This window comes from Clostridium sp. UMB9555A (assembly GCF_030222355.1).
GTDB classification, from domain to species: domain Bacteria; phylum Bacillota; class Clostridia; order Clostridiales; family Clostridiaceae; genus Sarcina; species Sarcina perfringens.
The window spans coordinates 1-18413 of sequence record NZ_JASORQ010000016.1 but is presented as its reverse complement, the minus strand read 5'-3'; the positions used below and the strand labels follow the sequence as shown (position 1 = coordinate 18413).

12 protein-coding genes and 1 tRNA gene are annotated in these 18413 nt (G+C 28.3%); 1 reads left to right on the top strand and 12 read right to left on the bottom strand.

Annotated features, from left to right (window positions below):
* Nucleotides 1-599: 599 nt before the first annotated feature.
* Nucleotides 600-2156, bottom strand: coding sequence for an AbgT family transporter (locus tag QP548_RS16405; RefSeq protein ID WP_061426063.1), 1557 nt, complete (start codon nt 2154-2156; stop codon nt 600-602).
* A 432-nt stretch (nt 2157-2588) separates the two neighbouring features.
* Between QP548_RS16405 and cls the strand changes: the two genes are divergently transcribed.
* Complete coding sequence (gene cls / locus QP548_RS16400; RefSeq protein ID WP_236907362.1) at nt 2589-4031, top strand: cardiolipin synthase; 1443 nt, start codon at nt 2589-2591, stop codon at nt 4029-4031.
* Nucleotides 4032-4198: 167 nt separating this feature from the next.
* Here the strand turns inward: cls and QP548_RS16395 are convergent, their stop codons facing one another.
* From QP548_RS16395 to QP548_RS16345, 11 genes are all read right to left on the bottom strand, one after another.
* Complete coding sequence (locus QP548_RS16395; protein ID WP_061426061.1) at nt 4199-4645, bottom strand: VanZ family protein; 447 nt, start codon at nt 4643-4645, stop codon at nt 4199-4201.
* A gap of 62 nt (nt 4646-4707) precedes the next feature.
* Nucleotides 4708-5814 (bottom strand): glucose-1-phosphate adenylyltransferase subunit GlgD, encoded by a 1107-nt coding sequence (glgD, locus tag QP548_RS16390; protein WP_061426060.1) that lies wholly within the window; start codon nt 5812-5814, stop codon nt 4708-4710.
* Nucleotides 5815-5843: 29 nt separating this feature from the next.
* On the bottom strand, nt 5844-7010 hold the full coding sequence (locus QP548_RS16385) for a glucose-1-phosphate adenylyltransferase (RefSeq protein WP_061426059.1): 1167 nt from the start codon (nt 7008-7010) through the stop codon (nt 5844-5846).
* Nucleotides 7011-7252: 242 nt separating this feature from the next.
* Nucleotides 7253-7696, bottom strand: a complete 444-nt coding sequence (locus QP548_RS16380) for a hypothetical protein (protein ID WP_003454134.1) — start codon at nt 7694-7696, stop codon at nt 7253-7255.
* Between the two features lie 54 nt (nt 7697-7750).
* A complete protein-coding gene (locus tag QP548_RS16375) occupies nt 7751-9571 on the bottom strand; it encodes a glycoside hydrolase family 13 protein (protein ID WP_061426058.1) in 1821 nt (606 codons plus the stop codon).
* A gap of 96 nt (nt 9572-9667) precedes the next feature.
* Nucleotides 9668-12103: a glycogen/starch/alpha-glucan phosphorylase gene (locus tag QP548_RS16370; protein WP_061426057.1), complete on the bottom strand. Its 2436-nt coding sequence runs from the start codon at nt 12101-12103 to the stop codon at nt 9668-9670.
* A 29-nt stretch (nt 12104-12132) separates the two neighbouring features.
* Nucleotides 12133-13563, bottom strand: coding sequence for a glycogen synthase GlgA (gene glgA, locus QP548_RS16365; protein WP_061429404.1), 1431 nt, complete (start codon nt 13561-13563; stop codon nt 12133-12135).
* A gap of 45 nt (nt 13564-13608) precedes the next feature.
* On the bottom strand, nt 13609-15633 hold the full coding sequence (glgB, locus tag QP548_RS16360) for a 1,4-alpha-glucan branching protein GlgB (RefSeq protein ID WP_075807981.1): 2025 nt from the start codon (nt 15631-15633) through the stop codon (nt 13609-13611).
* A 335-nt stretch (nt 15634-15968) separates the two neighbouring features.
* Entirely contained in the window at nt 15969-16118 is a 150-nt protein-coding gene (locus tag QP548_RS16355) for a hypothetical protein (protein ID WP_003454132.1), read from the bottom strand.
* 126 nt (nt 16119-16244) lie between these two features.
* On the bottom strand, nt 16245-17567 hold the full coding sequence (locus QP548_RS16350; protein ID WP_061426056.1) for an APC family permease: 1323 nt from the start codon (nt 17565-17567) through the stop codon (nt 16245-16247).
* Nucleotides 17568-18336: 769 nt separating this feature from the next.
* Nucleotides 18337-18412 (bottom strand) — tRNA-Ala (locus tag QP548_RS16345).
* Between the last annotated feature and the right edge of the window lies 1 nt (nt 18413).

Sequence of the window (18413 nt, the reverse complement as noted above, 5' to 3'; positions counted from 1 at the left end):
TCATATTACTTATAAAAGAATTGCTGGTTTATGTTAATATCTTCTGTTTAATTTTCAAAGACCATTTCTTCGTCGCCCTCAAGCGACTTTCTTAGTTTAACATCACTTCGAAACTTTGTCAACAACTTTTTTTCAAAACTTTTAATTTATTTTGTTGAGTTGTTTCTGTGTCTCTCAGCGACGAGATTTATCTTACCATGTTAAACACACTTCTCTCTTATTATATTATACCAAATCATAAAATTAATCCTAAATTTCTCTATTTTTCATCAAAATACTTTATTTATTATATATTGATACGCCTGGTTTTGTGTGCCTTATTTTAATTCAATTTAATTCCAAATATACTTATTTTAAAAATAATTTCTTTAATAAACTTTTTTAATTAGAATATTAATATGCTTATTCTCCCTATCTCTTCATAAAAAATAGTTTTATATAGCTTATATTAACTAAGATAAACTATATTACTATTTACATTTTAAAAGTTGTAATAATTTAAGGCATATTCTTTAATAAAAAAATTAGCGAGAGTAAATTACTCCCGCTAATAAAAATCTTCTCTATATTATATATACTATACATAACTTTTTATTCTATTATATAACTATTCCAGCTCCAGGTCCTAAAGGTAATTTAAATACATACCAAACCATTAATAAGATTGTCCATCCTATTAACAAGCAAACTGAATATGGAACCATTGTTGATATCATTGTTCCTATTCCAGACTCTTCATCATACTTCTCACTAAATGATACTATTAATGCAAAGTAAGTCATAAGTGGAGATATAATATTTGTTGTTGAGTCACCTATTCTGTATGCCATTTGAGTCATTTCTGGACTTATATTAACTCCCATAAGCATTGGAACAAATATTGGAGCCATTATAGCCCATTTAGCTGAAGCTGATCCCATGAATAAGTTTATAAATGCTGTTACAAGTATGAATCCTACTAATAAAGGAATACCTTGAATTCCTGTTGCCTTTAAGAAGTCAGCTCCCTTAACTGCGATTACAGTACCTAAATTAGTTTTTCCAAAGTAAGCTACAAATTGAGCCGCAAAGAATACTAATACTATATATGAGCCCATTGTAGACATTGTTTTACCCATTTCACCAATTATATCTTTATCGCTCTTTATTTTTCCTTCACCTATTCCATATCCAACACCTGCTAGTAAGAATACAAATGCTATAGAAACAACTATTGAGTTCATAAATGGTGAACTTAATATTTCTCCTGTTTCAGGATTTCTTAATATACCGTTAGCTGGAACAACTAAAGCTCCTATTAAAATAATTCCTACTAAAGCAAATAAACCTGCAAACTTTAATCCTCTTTTTTCTTTTTTATCAAGAGGTTTCATAGCGTCTTCATCACCAGCTATTAGTTCTCCTCTATATTTACCTAATCTAGGTTCAACTATCTTCTCAGTAACTAAAGTTCCTATTAAAGTTATTACAACTGTTGAAGCCATTATAAAGTACCAGTTTCCTACTGGTGATGCTGAATATGATGGATCAAACATATGAGCACCCTCTGTAGTCATACCTGCTAATAAAGCATCAACAGGTCCTGGGAAAAGATTTGCACTAAATCCACCTGATACCCCTGCAAATGCTGCAGCTATACCTGCTAGTGGATGTCTTCCACAACTCATAAATATTACTGCACCTAATGGTACAAGAACAACGTAACCAGCGTCAGAAGCTATACTTGACATAACTCCCGCAAATACAACAACCATTGTAACTAAACTCTTTGGAGTTTTTAACACTAATCTTCTTAATGCTGTTCCTATAAGTCCAGTTCCTTCTGCAACCCCAACCCCTAACATTGCAACTAAAACTGTACCTAAAGCAGCAAAGCTTGTAAAATTAGTTATTAATGATTCAAAAATATATCTTATTCCATCTGGAGTTAACAAACTTTGAACCGAAACCGTTATCTCTTTAATTTCATTTGTAGCTCTATCTATTCCTTCATAAGTAACAGATACACCCTTTGATGCTAAAACATGAGATAAAATTACTACACCAGCACATAATATTACGAATATAGTAGCTGGATGTGGCAATCTATTACCTACTGTTTCTATGAAACCTAAAATTCCGCCCTTTTTCTGATTTACTTCTTTTATAGCTTTCATATTTATATGCCCCCCTTTTATTAATAGTTATCGATTTTTGTTTATAAATCCCCAACAATAACAACTCATTTTTATTATTATCTTAATTTATTATATCATTTGTTATTAAAATTTCAATATAATCACATTTATATAACACAATATTAATATTTTAGTTATATTTTTGATAATTTTCTCACTCTATCTTGTTAAAGAGAAACAAAACTATTAGTCTAAAGCAAATTTTATCTTCTTTATATGAACCATCTAAATTTTATTTATACTATATTGATTTCATACTTTTAATAATAAATATGTAGATTATTATATTTTATATAATTTATAATTACATTTTGATAATATATTTTTATATAAAACTGTTTAGAAAGTATTAGTTATTGAGATAATTAATGTTACAATAAGATTTAGTGTTTTATTTATGAGGGAGGGATTATTATAAACTATACAACAACATTTTTATACATAGCATTTATAATTAATGTAATCTTGTCTGTCATAATTGTAGTACTAGAAAGAAAACAACCAGAAAAAACAATAGCATGGTTACTAATACTAACCCTATTGCCTCCTATAGGATTAATACTTTATATATTCTTAGGACGTAACTGGAAAAGACATAAACTTAATGATAGAATCAATCCTAAAATTAACGACTTAATAAGTCCTATTTTAGATGAATATCCTGAAAAACAATATGTTCCTTTAATGGAGCTTTTAGCTTTTAACAGTGATTCTCCTATCTTTGTGAATAATGATATAAAGATATATAAAGATGGTGTTGAAAAGTTTAAAGATTTAAAAGAGGAACTTCTTAAGGCTAAGCACCATATTCATCTTGAGTACTATATAGTAAATAGTGATGAAATAGGCAATGAAATTAAAGATATATTAATAAAGAAAGCTCTAGAAGGAGTTAAGGTTAGATTTATTATTGATAAAGTTGGTTCAAGCAGCTTAAAAAGAAGCTACATTAAAGATTTAAAAAAAGCAGGGGTCTCAGTTGTTATGTACTCTTACTTCTTAGCACCCCTTCTTAAAGTAATAAATACTCAAATCAACTATAGAAATCATAGAAAAATAGTTGTTATAGATGGTCAAGTTGGTTTTTTAGGTGGTATTAATATAGGAGATGAATATTTAGGGAGAAACAAAAAGTTTGGTTATTGGAGAGATACCCACCTAATGATTAAAGGTGATTTTGTTTTAGCACTGCAAGCAGTTTTCCTAGATGACTTCATAACCATAGAAAAAGCTAATAATAGCTATACTTTTTATGATAAGGAATTTGATAAATATTTTCCTGAAAATACAGTTGCTAAGGAAAGAGTTTTAATGCAGTTAGTTAAAAGCGGACCTGATTCAATATTTCCTGCAATAATGCAGAGCATTTTAAAAATGATTATGACTGCAAGGGAAAATATTTATATAACTACTCCTTATTTTGTACCTCCATCAAGTATAATAGAAGCTCTTAGAATAGCTTCTTTAAGTGGAGTTGACGTAAAGATTATTTTTCCTGAAAAATCAGATCACTTTATGGTAAATAAGGCATCTAAAAGTTATTTAGCTGAACTTATGGATTGCGGAATTGAAGTTTATTTTTATGATAAAAGTTCTTTCATACATTCTAAAACAATGACAATAGATGGGAAAATATGCACTCTAGGAACAGCTAATATGGATATACGTAGTTTTGAGCTTAATTATGAGATAAATACTGTTATATATGATAAGGAAATAACATGTAAGTTAGATGCTCTGTTTTTTGAAGATTTACTTAAGTGTAGACATTTTAAAATTGAAGAATATGAAAAATCAACTAAGTTTGACAAGTTTATAGAGGGAGTTACTAGAATTTTCTCAGCATTATTATAAAAAATTATTAATTAGAAAAAGGCGCTATATTAGAATAATAAAACTTACAAACATATTCCGAGAATTACAAGTTTTCTCTTAATACTGTTTGTAAGTTTTGTTAAAAGTTATTTTGATACAGGCCATTTTTGTATTTAAAATATATATATTTTAATGTTTTTTTCATTTTAAGCTTTATTAGAGAAAATTTTACTTTTTAAAATAGCTAATAAACTTCCAAAAATTCCTCCTGATGTATCTATAAGAACATCTTTAAACTGTCCACTTCTTCCCTCTACAAATAATTGGTGGAATTCATCGCTACAAGCATATCCAAATACTATAATTAAGGAATATATATATGCCTTCTTTCTAGTTATATATAATCTTAAAAGATTAAAAGCTAAGAAATAAAGTATCATATATTCAGTAAAGTGTGCTCCCTTTCTTATAATATAAGTTGATAATTCACCGAAACGACTATTTAAGTCCATTCCAAACATATCAAGTAAAATAACTACAAAATTACTTTGTTTAGAAGAAACCTCTCCTGGCTGGCTAGACATAAAAAATATAAAAGCCATCCATAATATCATTAAACTCCATGCAATTATTCTTTTTCTTTTATTCTCCATAGCATCTCCTCTTCTCCTTTTGTATAAATTAAATTTAAAGGATGCTATGATTTATTTCAAGTTTATATTATATTAGGTTTGCTTAAAACCATAGGACAGTATTCAAGACCTACTATTTTCTCATCATCTCTTATTACTGCTGCCTTATCTGTTATTATTTTATCTAACTGAGCATTTTCACCTATAACAGTTTCTTGCATTATAATACAATTTTTAATAACCGCCTCTGGTCCTACATAAACTCTTCTTCCAATTATACTGTTTTCAACTTTCCCTTCAATATAAGAACCATTTGCTATTATTGAATTAGTTACTTCACTATTTTTAGTATAATGGGTTGGTCCTTCATCTCTAGATTTAGTATATATAGGATTATTATCTATAAATAATTCCTTATAAACCTTCTCTTCTAATAAATCCATATTAGCCTTATAATAAGATTTTAGTGAATTAACACAGCTTAAATAACCTTTAAATTCAAATCCACTAACCTTCATTTCATCTAAGAATTCACTTAAATAACTCTTGAATTTTCTATGTGAACCTCTTCTTATACATTCATATATTATTTCTATAAGAAGATCTGTTCTTAATATATACATTTCCATGCTTATATTACTTTCTTCTTCTCTACCTAAGTTTTTTCCTATACTTTTTATAAAACCACTTTCATCAAAATTTAAAACATCACAATCAATAAAATTAGAATCTGCATCTTTAACTTTTTTATATATTACTGTAATATCATTGTCATTTTTCTTGTGATATTCTAAAGCTTCTTTTAAATCTATATTACAAATCATATATGATGGTGACATGATAACATATTCTCTTCTACTTTTAGTTAAAAAATCTAAATTCTCATAAAGATTAGTTATATCGTCATAATAAGGATCTCTTTCACCAAAGTTAAATACTCTTAATCCATCTCTTTTTCTGTGTAAATCCCATGGTCTTCCATTAGTTAAGTGATCTACTAATGAACGAGATTTATTTTTACTTAAAATACCTAAAGATTCTATTCCTGCATTAGTCATATTAGAAAGTATAAAATCAATTATTCTATATCTTCCCGCTATAGGTACTGCTGCTAAAGGCCTATTTTTTGCTAATTCTCCAATTCTGCTTTCATTCTCATCTAAATTTATTATACCTATGCAATTATTCATGAACTATTACCCCTCTCATATACCTCTTCTTACTTCACCATAGCACATTCTTCTATTATTTCTTTATTGCCTACTACAACCTCTTTAGATGCTATAACTGAAATTTTATTTCCATCGCCTATTTTGCATCCTTTACCAACAATAGCTTCACTACCTATAATCGCTTTTTCTATTACAACTTCATCCTCAATTCTTGTATTTGGCATTATTACTGCATCTTTAATTACAGCTCCCTTTCCTACATAAACCCCTTGGAATAAAACTGAATTTTCTACCTTACCATGTACTATACATCCTTCAACAGTTAATGAAGACTTTATTTCTGCATCTTTTCCAATAAATTGAGCAGGTCTAACAGGATTAGCTGAATAAATTCTCCATTCACTATCATAAAGACTTAATTCATCCTCATGCTTTAATAAATCCATATTAGCTTCCCATAAACTTTCTATGGTTCCAACATCTTTCCAATAACCCTTAAATGGATAAGCTATAAGCCTTTTACCTGCATTAAGCATTTTAGGAATTATATTTTTTCCAAAATCATTACTTGAATTTGGATCTAATTCATCTTCTTCTAAAAATTTCTTTAAAACTTTCCAATTAAAAATATATATTCCCATTGAAGCATTTGTACTCTTTGGATGCTCTGGCTTTTCCTCAAATTCATATATTGATAAATCTTCATTTGTATTCATTATTCCAAATCTACTTGCCTCATGCATAGGAACATTTATTACTGCTATAGTAGCATCAGCTTCTTTCTGTTTATGCATTTCTAGCATTTTATCATAATCCATTTTATAAATATGATCTCCTGATAAGATAAGAACATATTCTGGATCATATCTTTCTATGAATTCAATATTCTGATAGATTGCATTGGCAGTACCCTTATACCAATCTCCACCTTTTTCTTTTTGATATGGAGGCAACATACTTACCCCTCCATCTCTTCTATCTAAATCCCATGTATCACCAATACCAATATGTTCATTTAATTTTAAAGGCTTATACTGTGTTAAAACACCAACAGTATATATACCTGAATTAGAACAGTTACTTAAAGGAAAATCTATTATTCTATACTTTCCCCCAAAAGGAACTGCTGGCTTAGCCAAATTCTTAGTTAACACTCCTAATCTCGATCCTTGACCTCCAGCTAATATCATTGCAACTATCTCTTTTTTTGACACAAATCTCCCCTCCAATTTACCCCTTATATACCATTAAATGGATATTAAAATTATAACATAATTTAACTTTAAATTTAATAGTTATTAAAATTAATTTATAATAAATTTAATCTTAAAAAATAATTATTTTAAATTAATTAAATAATTTAAAACAATATTCTTAAATTACCTCAAATTTTATTATTTTTTTTAATAACAAAGAGTACTAGAAACCCTTCTAGTACCCAAATAGATTTAATACTTTATTTATTTTCTGATAAAAATTGATTTATATATGCCATAGATTGCTCTATCAATACTTGACCACTTCCTAAACTCTCAACTTCTCTCTCAAGATTGCTTATTCTTTGCTCAACTCTATAAACCATGTCCTTTATATCATTTAAAATTTTAGATTCATAAGATACTTGATTCCCATCAGCATCAATAAAAATATTTTCTGGTGGATTACCACAAACAATACATTTTGCATATATATTATTGCTCTCAGTATCTTTAAAGACCTTAAAAGTATCATTATTACAGTTTGAGCAAGTAGATAACATCAAAAGTGAATTATTCTCAGTTTCATATTTATACTCACTATTACACTCCTTACATACAACACTCATTTCACCATCATGACTATTTATATAAAAAGCATTTCCATTGCATCCTTCTCTTTGGCATACTATTGTTCTTATCATATTATCCACCTCCATATATTGGATTAATATGATTTTTTCACTTAGAAAATACCTCTAATTAGTTAAAATTTTATAACTTTCTCCTTCTACTTCTAAAGTAATACTACCATCACCATAAAATTCTTCCTTAGAAAATTTATCTTTATATCTTCCTTTCTCGCTATCTAAGGTTATGGTTTTTCTAGAATTACTCCTATTTACTATAATTATCATTTCTTTCTCTTTATAAACTCTCTTAAAAGCAATAACATCCTCAGGTGTATCCTTAAAAATATAAAAATCTCCCTTTCTTAAAACCTCTTCATTCTTTCTAAAGTTCCCGAAAAAGCTATAATAACTTAATATTTCCTTATTTTCTCGTCCCCAAGGATAGGTCTTTCTATTTTCAGGATCTTTATTTCCTAAAAGTCCAGCCTCATCTCCATAATAAATTAGAGGAACTCCAGGTAAAGTCATTTGAAGGCATATAGCCAATTTTAATTTATTTAAATTTTCTTTTAATACTGTAAGTATTCTTTCTGTGTCATGGTTACCTAAAAGATTCATATTTGCATAAAAATTTTCCCGAGGATAATTTTCTTTTATGCTCATTATTACTTTATAAAAATCCTGCGAACTTATTTCTTCATTTAAAAAATTAGAAATTATATCTCTATAAGGATAATTTGTTACTGAATCTAATTCATTTCCTAATAAATATTTTCTTCTTTTTGAATAGCTAACCTTATTTGAAGCATCTTCCCAAACCTCTCCTATAAGCACACTATCTTCTTTTTCACTTTTCATCCTTTCCTTAATCATTTGTATGAATTCATCTGGTAGTTCATCTGCTACATCTAGCCTCCAACCACTTGCTCCTAATCTAAGCCACTTTGCTATTATTGAATTTTTACTATTAACTATATAATCTGAATATGTCTTTTCTAACTCCTCTACATTAGGCTGATTTTCAAAACCCCACCAACATTCATAACTATTAGGATAATCATAAAACCTATACCACTTATAATATTTAGAGTATTTAGATTCATAGGCTCCAAGCTCTCCATAGTTTCCGTATTTATTAAAGTACCTACTATCTGATCCTGTATGACTAAAAACACCATCTAATATTATCCTTATACCTTTTTCCTCAGCTTTTTTGCATAGCTCCTTAAAATCATTGTTAGTTCCATACATCTTATCTATATTTTCATAATCTCCAGTATCATATTTATGACAACTCACAGCATCAAAGATTGGATTCATGTATATAATATTTACCCCTAAAGATTTTATATAATCTAATTTTTCAATTACTCCCCTTAAATTACCTCCATAAAAATCCCACCGTTTAATACTTCCATTACTATCTCTTATATACATTGGCTCATCATACCAATTACCATATATAAAGCTATTTTTCTTTTTATTAAATATCACGCTATCCTTATTCCCATTAAAAAATCTATCAACAAATATCTGATAAATAATACCTTCTTTATACCAACTAGGAATTTTATTATCCTCATAAACTGTTATTTGATAATAATTAGGAAAATCATAATATATCTTTCCCTCTCCCCCTAAACATTCATCATTATTTCCATAATACTTAGTAAATCCATCTTTAATGTATTTAAAGTAATAATTTATTACTCCTAAGGAGTTTGTAGTGTCTATTATTCCTTTATAAATTATGCATTCATTTCTTCTCTCTTCAATTGTCATAGGTATTGAATATCTACTTCCATCAAACTTTATTACCTCTATAAAAACTTCCCCACACTCTTTGCACTCTAAGCTTAGACTTACCTTAGAACCTATAGAAACAGCTCCAAAAGGTTCCCTATAAAAGGTATCTTGAGAATCATGATAAATATAAGCTTTTCCCATGGCAATACCCCTTTCTTTATTAAATAAAACAAAGCACTTATATTAATATATAGTATTAATATAAGTGCTTTGTGGATTATACTTTGTTATAAATTTCTATAAGTTTTTGTATATAACTTTCGAACCCCATATTCCTGTAGCATACTCAGCTATAGTTCTATCTGAAGAAAATATACCTGAATGTGCTATATTTACTCCACATTTTCTCTGCCACTCTTTATTATTTCTATAAAGCAAATCTACCTTATCTTGAGCTTTCAAATATGAATCAAAATCCTTTAATACAAAAAATTCATCATTATAGGTTAATAAATTATCATATACACTTCTAAACTTGTCTCTATCCTTAGAGTAAACTCCATTTATTAAATCATCTGTAACTCTAATTAACCTATTATCATTATTTCTTACATCCCAAGCTGAATATCCACCTCTAGAGTAATAATCAAGAACTTCATTTTCTGTTAATCCAAAAATAACAATATTGTCGTCTCCAACTTCATCTCTTATTTCTATATTAGCTCCATCTAAGGTAGCTATAGTAACAGCGCCATTCATCATAAACTTCATATTAGAAGTACCTGAAGCTTCCTTAGTTGTAGTTGAGATTTGTTCACTTAAGTCTGTAGCTGGAATTATCTTTTCTGCAAGAGAAACTCTATAATTTTCTAAGAAAACTACTTTGATTTTATCATTAATTCTTTTATCATTATTTATTTTCTTTGCAACAGCATTTATTAATTCAATAGTATTCTTAGCTAAATAGTATGCAGGTGCAGCTTTCCCTGCAAATATAAAAGTTCTTGGAGCTATATCTAAATTTGGATTTTCTAACAACCTATTATAAAGTTCCATTATTCTCAAACAATTCAAAGTTTGACGCTTATATGCATGTATTCTCTTAACTTGTACATCAAAAATTGAATTTGAATCAACTTTAATTCCCTGATTATCAAAAATTACCTTAGCTAAATTCTCTTTATTTTTCCTTTTTATTTCTCCTAGCCTTTTCAAAACATACTCATCATCAATATACCTCTCAAAGTTCTCCATATCTGTAGGATGTTTTATAAAGCTGTCTCCTATTGTTTCTTTTAAAAGATTAGTAAGTTCAGGATTGCTTTTTAGAAGCCATCTTCTATGTGCTATTCCATTAGTTTTATTATTAAATTTACTTGGATAAAGATAATAAAAATCACTCATCTCTTTTTTCTTAAGTATTTCTGTGTGTAATTTTGCTACACCATTTACACTGTGGCTACCTACTATTGCAAGATTAGCCATTCTAACAAAGCCATCTCCTATTATAGCCATCTTAGAAATCTTATCCCATTGACCAATATACTTATGCCAAAGTTCAGCACAGTATCTTTCATTCATCTCTTCAACTATCATATATATTCTAGGAAGAAGCTCCTTAAACATATTTATTGGCCATTTCTCTAAGGCTTCAGATAAAATAGTATGATTTGTATATGATATTGTATTTGTAGTTATTCTCATGGCACTTTCCCATGAAAGTCCCTCTTCATCTAATAAAATTCTCATAAGCTCTGGTATTGCTAAGGTTGGATGGGTATCATTTATATGAATAGCAATATATTCATCAAACTCTTCTATTTTTCCACCATTTTTCTTATAATGTCTAACTATACTTTGTAGTCCTGCTGATACAAAGAAATATTGCTGTTTTAATCTAAGAAGTTTCCCTTCATACATTGAGTCATCTGGATATAAGACCTGTGATATAGCTTCAATAGAATTTCTGTATTCTATAGCCTTTAAATATTGCCCTCTATTGAAATAACAAAAATCGAATTCATTATCTACTGGCTCTGCACTCCATAACCTTAAATTATTTACCACATTATTTTCATATCCAACAATAGGGGTATCATAAGGAACTGCTAAAATTGGCTCATAATTTACATGGGTAAAAGTTAATCTACCATTTATGTTTTCACACTTAATATTTCCACCAAACTTAACAACTTCTGATTTATCTAGTTTTTTAAATTCCCATACATTTCCGTTCTTAAGCCAACTATCTGGAGTTTCTACCTGTGATCCATCAATTATTTTTTGATTAAAAAACCCATATTTATATCTTATACCACATCCATGTCCAGCTATATTTAAAGAAGCCATTGAATCTAGAAAGCATGCTGCTAATCTACCTAATCCACCATTACCTAACCCCTGATCACTTTCAAACTCTTCTAGTTCTTCTAAGTCAATATTTAATTCCTTTAAAGCTTCCCTACACGTTTCTCTTATACCTAAGTTTAGTAAGGCATCTCCTAAAAGTCTTCCTAATAAAAACTCCATAGAGAAATAATAAACTTGTTTCTGATTTGAACTCTCATATTTCTTTTTAGTATTTATCCAGTCTTCCGCAATATAATCTCTAACTAAACATCCAAGAGCCTCATACTTATGAAAGTTTTTTCCCTCTTCAAGTTCTATACCATGAAGTTCTAAGAACTTTTTTTTATAATCTCTCTTAAAACCCTCCTTATTTATAGATAGCATCTACTCGCCTCCTACAAACTTGATTAAAACTACTTGATTAATTCTTCATATAATTCCTTATATTTTTCTGCTGACTTATTCCAACTATTATCTGAATCCATTGCTTGGATAATTAATGATTTCCAAATCTCTTTATCATCATATGTTTCTAAAGCTAATTCAATAACATACATTAAATCATTATGATTATAATTTGTGAAACTAAAGCCATTTCCTATTCCAGTATATTTGTTATAGGAATGAATTGTGTCCTTTAATCCACCTGTTTCTCTAACTATTGGAATAGCTCCATATCTTAATGCTATAAGTTGTCCTAGTCCACAAGGCTCAAATAATGATGGCATTAAGAAAATATCTGAAGATGCATATATTCTATGAGCTAATCCATTATCAAACTTTATATTTGCAGATACCTTAGTTGGATAAAGCTCTTGCAATCCCTTAAAGTGATTTTCATAATTATAATCACCTGTTCCTAATATAACTAATTGCACATTTCTTTGAAGTAATCTATTTGCTATATTAACTATTAAGTCGCATCCCTTTTGATTTGTAAGCCTAGATACAATGCTTATCATAGGTATATCTGGATTTATAGGTAACCCTAATTCCTTTTGAAGAGCTAATTTATTTAACACTTTATCTTCTATATTTTCCACTGAGAAATTTTTAGCTATTAAACTATCCTTACTAGGATTAAATTCATCATAATCTATACCATTTACTATTCCTTTTAGTGCATATCCTCTTTCTCTTAATAAGCCATCTAAATTTTCTCCAAAGTAAGGAGTTTGAATTTCCTTGGCATAAGTTTCACTTACAGTTAAAATCCTATCACTATAATTTATAGCTCCCTTCATAAAACTCATTCCACCATAAAACTCTAAACTTCCATTTCTCACTGGTTCATAATCATAACCAAAAAGTTCTGGTAAAACATCTGCTGAAAAATTACCTTGGAATAAAAGATTATGAATTGAAGTCACAGTCTTAATATTCTTATAAAATAGATCTTTAGAATACTCTAATTTATGAAGTACTGGTATCATTCCTGTTTGCCAATCATTACAATGAATAATATCTGGACACCAATCAATCTCTTTTAAAGTTTCTAAAACTGCTCTATCAAAGAAAGCAAATCTCTCTCCATCATCACCTTCTCCATATAAACCATTTCTGTGGAAATAAAACTCACTATCTAATAAATAATATATAACTTCATCATATTCACACTGATATACTCCACAATATTGATTTCTCCAACCAACAGGAACCATAAACCATTTTTTAAAACTAAGCTTCTCTAAAAGTTCTCCTTTTATAGCACTATATTTAGGCAAAATTACTCTAGCATCTATTCCCTTTCTTTTAAGCTCCTTAGGTAATGCTCCCATTACATCACCTAGTCCCCCAGTTTTTATAAATGGATTTGCCTCTGATGTTGCAAATAAAACTTTTATCAATTTAAACCCCTCCAAATAAAATATCTTCCCTTTTATCTTTTATTAAATATATTTATCTTCTTTTACTATCTTTTCTTCTGTTTTATTTTCTTCAATTATTCTTTCAAAAACAGAAGCTGCCATTGGCGGAACCTTTATAGTTAAAGTATATGGCTGATTATGGCACCAACCTTTTCTTGAGAATAAATTCTCTTTAATAACTTGTCCAGAACCACCATACTCTTCCTTATCTGTATTGAAAATTTCTCTATAAACTCCCTTTTCAGGAACTCCTATATTAAAATCATAATAAACCATTGGAGTAAAATTGCATACAAATATTTTATACTTTTCTATATTTTTACTTTTTCTTATAAAAATATATATGCTTTGTTCATTATTATCAGCATCAATCCATTGAAATCCATCTTGATCATAATCTAATTCCCAAAGCTCAGAATTATTTTTATAAAAGTTATTTAAATCCTTAAAGAAATTATGAGTTTTTCTATGCATATCAAACTTATCAATTAACTTCCACTCAAGCTCTTCATATTCTCTCCATTCTATGAACTGACCAAATTCACATCCCATAAACATAAGTTTTTTACCTGGATGACCATACATATATGCCATATACGCTCTTAAATTAGCAAACTTATTCCAATAATCTCCCTGCATTTTATCTATAAGAGATTTTTTCCCATGAACAACTTCATCATGAGATATAGGTAATATAAACTTTTCTGAATGATTGTACATCATAGGGAAAGTTAATTTATTATGATGATACTTTCTATATATAGGATCTAACTCATTATATTCTAGAGTGTCATTCATCCAGCCCATGTTCCATTTAAAATCAAATCCTAAGCCACCATATTCAGTATCATTAGTCACATTAGGCCAAGATGTTGATTCTTCTGCAATTGTAATTACCCCTTTGCTATAAGTTTTTATAGCCTCATTAAGCTCTTTTATAAATTGAATAGCTTCTAAATTTTCATTTCCTCCATATATATTAGGAACCCATTCTCCATGATTTCTTCCATAATTTAAGTAAAGCATATTAGAAACAGCATCAACCCTTAATCCATCTATATGAAATTCATTTATAAAGTAAAAAGCATTAGAAATTAAAAAGCTTTTTACTTCTGGCTTTCCCAAATCAAAATTAAAAGTTCCCCAACCCTTATTATCAGCTTTCCACTTTTCCTCATATTCATAAGTTGGTGTACCATCAAACATATATAATCCTTGTTCATCCTTACAAAAATGACCTGGTACCCAATCTAAAATAACTACTATATCCTCCTTATGAAGAGCATTTATTAACCTCTTTAATCCTTTAATATCTCCATATCTACTTGTTACTGAATAATATCCTGTAACTTGATACCCCCAAGAGGTATCTAATGGATGCTCATTTAATGGCATAAATTCAACATGAGTATATCCCATTTCCTTAACATACTTAGGTAAAATTATGCTCAGTTCATCATAAGATAAAAACTCATCCTCTTCTTTCCTTTTCCATGAGCCTAGATGTAATTCATATATATTAATAGGACTTTTAAAATAATTAGTTTCTTCCCTTTTATTTAACCACTTCTTATCTGACCATCTTATTTTAGTTTTTTCGCATAAAATAGAAGCAGTATTAGGTCTTACCTCTGAATAAATTCCATAAGGATCAGCCTTTAATACTGCTTTTCCATCTTCTTGTTCAATATAATACTTATACTTAATCCCCTCTTTTAATCTAGGTATAAAAATGCTCCAAATCCCTGTTTCATTTATTCTCTCAAGTTTATTTTCTTCTTTTGTCTCCCAGTTTGAAAAATCTCCAACTAAAAAAATATTCTTTGCCCTTGGAGCCCAAAGGGTAAATCTTACCCCTCGTTTTCTATTTTCACTAGTAAAATGAGCTCCCATAAAATTATAAGCATTATAATTTCGCCCTTCATGAAATAAATATAAATCATCTTCATTAAAGATTTTATTTTTTAATTGTGTTTTATATTTTTCTTTTCTCAACCCAAAAGGTTTTATCTCTAATTTCTCATCTTTTACCTCTACTAAAGTCATCACAAATCTCCTTGCCCTTCTTAAGATATAAATAAAAATATTATTTATACAAATTCAAACTTAATTATTTAATTAAATTATTTTAAAGTAATCTTCTAAAAAATAAACCCATTAATATATTAAATGTATTTTTTTACCAAAACAATATTTAAAAATTTCATATCGTTAAATAATTTTATATAATAAAATAATATTTTTCTTACATAATAACCTGACCCATCACTCTTGGTCAGCTTTCCCTACTCTAACTTTAAAGGTTTATTTGAGAACACTTTCTTTTTTATTAAACAAAAAAAGCTATGAAAGAGTAAGTTCTCTTTCATAGCTACTGAATATCAATTATTTGATTTAATTCTCATAATTTCTTCTTCTAAATTTTTTATAAGATTATCAATCTCTTTTGTATCTTTATTGGCTAAAATGAAATTTCTTTTTTTAAGTTTTAATTCAACTAATTCCTCTTCTAAAGCTTCTACTTTTGCCATCCCAATACACTCCCCACGCAAATTTCTGTACCATAAATAATATAACCCCAATTTCAAAACTTATATTTATTATATAATAAATTAACTAATATTACATAACAAATTTGTTAAATATCAAAATTCAATTTATCGGAAGTGTTTTTTTATGCTCATATAACCATAAATAGGAACTCCTAGTAATATTAAAATAAATCCATACATTACTATTTCAGCTCCTGAAGCATATATTGCCCAAATCGCAAAAGCAAAACCTATTAAACATCTTATTATTAAACCTAAATGTTTTCTAAATGTAGGTTTTTTATCTTCTCTAATCATAAGTATTATTTCTGCAATAGTTGAAATCGCATATATTGGTAAGTAACTTAAAGTAGCTAATACAACTATAAAGCTATATGCTCCTGCTAATCCCTTAGTAAAGTTCATTAAGAATATAATATTGATAAATATACTACCTATTATTAATGCTACATATGGTGTATTATACTTAGGATGTACTTTAGCAAATACACTAGGGAAAATTCCGTCCTCTCCAGCAGCATATCCTACTCTAGCAGTTGATAATAACCATCCCATAGCAGTTCCTAAAATACTAATAGCTATCGCTATATTTAAGAAGTTTAAGCTCTTTAAATTTAAAACTTTAACTATTATATCAGAAATAGGAGCAGTACTTGAAGCTAATTCACTTTGACTCATAGCTCCCATAGCCACAACACTTATTAATATATATAAAACAGTACTAATTAACATACCAAGTATAGTACTTCTCTTAACGTTCTTTTCAGGATCTTTTATTTCTCCTCCTGCTACAGATGCAGTTTCTAAGCCCATAAATGCCCATAAAGTTAAGGAAGCTGCCACAGGAACAGTTGAAATACCTTTCCCTTGAGGAAACATTGGTGTTAAGTTTGAAGGATCAAAGTAAATTAATCCAACAACTATGAAGAATATAAATAATAAAACTTTAAAAACAGTTATTACTGAAGTTACTCTACCTGCTAACTTTGTTCCTCTTATATTTATATATGTACAAATCCATAAAATAGACGTACAGAATAAGAAGCCTGTTATTGGTGAATTAGTTAAACTTGTTACAACTTCACCTAAATAAGTAGTAATAACTATAAAAATAGTGGCATTTCCAATCCAAGATCCATTCCAATAAAGCCATGCAGTCATGAATCCCATAAAATTTCCGTAAGCTAATCTAGAGTATTCATAAGTTCCTCCTGTCTTAGGAATCTTTGAACCTAAGTTAGCAAATGTTAATGCTAATACCAAAGAGCCTAATCCTGTTAATAGCCACGCCAGTATAGTAGAACCAGGACCAGATACACCTGCTAAACTAGCTGGAAGCATAAATATCCCAGATCCCATCATGTTACCAACAACCAAAGCTGTAGCAGTAAACAATCCTATTTCCTTTTTTAATTTAGGTTTTCCCATTTTTAATCCTCCTAAAAGCGAATAAATCCAAAACATTAATTTTTACTATATAAAAATTAGTTTGTACTACTTTAATAATTTTATATAGTATATAACCCCAATTAAAATTTTTAAATCTCTTACTTTGCTCATTGTAATATAAGTTCTATGTAAATTAACATAAATAGAACTTTAATTATTTAAAGAAACTCTAATAAAAATAACTCTATAACTTTAAATCACTAAAGTTTAAAAATTATTTTAATAAGTATAATTTAAAGTATATATAAATAAAATGCTACTTATAGAATATTATCTTATTACTTTATTTTGAACTTATTACTAGCCCTTAGATTCTCTTAATATAAAACTTATAACAATAATCAAAATTTAACTTTCATAAATAATTATAAATAAAAACATGATTATTTTCTATAAAATATAAGTATTTATGCATTATTTTTTGTAAAAATACTTTAAACTCAGTTTACATATATTTACTTAATTATTGTTCAAATATATACTTAATTACATTAAACTTTTTATTCTTTCCTTATACTATGAGCTTTTTAGCATCTGTAATATTATAATAAATACAAAAATTAGAGTCATCTTTTAAAAATGACTCTAAAATTACAACAATATCTTAAGGCTTTGCTAAATAAGCACTATGAATTTAATTATAAATAGTAATTACATTGATCCTAAATATACTATTATTAATATCTTAGATAGAAAGATACTCTTATTTACAAAATAAAAAAGCTATGAACTTTGTTCATAGCTTTAATGGTGGAGGTAAGGAGATTCGAACTCCTGACCCCCTGCGTGCAAGGCAGGTGCTCTCCCAACTGAGCTATACCCCCA

Excerpts from the sequence above, each read along its gene's own strand:
- QP548_RS16405 (WP_061426063.1), bottom strand. The coding sequence starts at position 2,156 with ATGAAAGCTATAAAAGAAGTAAATCAGAAAAAGGGCGGAATTTTAGGT.
- QP548_RS16395 (WP_061426061.1), bottom strand. The coding sequence starts at position 4,645 with ATGGAGAATAAAAGAAAAAGAATAATTGCATGGAGTTTAATGATATTA.
- glgD (WP_061426060.1), bottom strand. The coding sequence starts at position 5,814 with ATGAATAATTGCATAGGTATAATAAATTTAGATGAGAATGAAAGCAGA.
- QP548_RS16380 (WP_003454134.1), bottom strand. The coding sequence starts at position 7,696 with ATGATAAGAACAATAGTATGCCAAAGAGAAGGATGCAATGGAAATGCT.
- QP548_RS16375 (WP_061426058.1), bottom strand. The coding sequence starts at position 9,571 with ATGGGAAAAGCTTATATTTATCATGATTCTCAAGATACCTTTTATAGG.
- QP548_RS16370 (WP_061426057.1), bottom strand. The coding sequence starts at position 12,103 with ATGCTATCTATAAATAAGGAGGGTTTTAAGAGAGATTATAAAAAAAAG.
- glgB (WP_075807981.1), bottom strand. The coding sequence starts at position 15,633 with ATGACTTTAGTAGAGGTAAAAGATGAGAAATTAGAGATAAAACCTTTT.
- QP548_RS16355 (WP_003454132.1), bottom strand. The coding sequence starts at position 16,118 with ATGGCAAAAGTAGAAGCTTTAGAAGAGGAATTAGTTGAATTAAAACTT.
- QP548_RS16350 (WP_061426056.1), bottom strand. The coding sequence starts at position 17,567 with ATGGGAAAACCTAAATTAAAAAAGGAAATAGGATTGTTTACTGCTACA.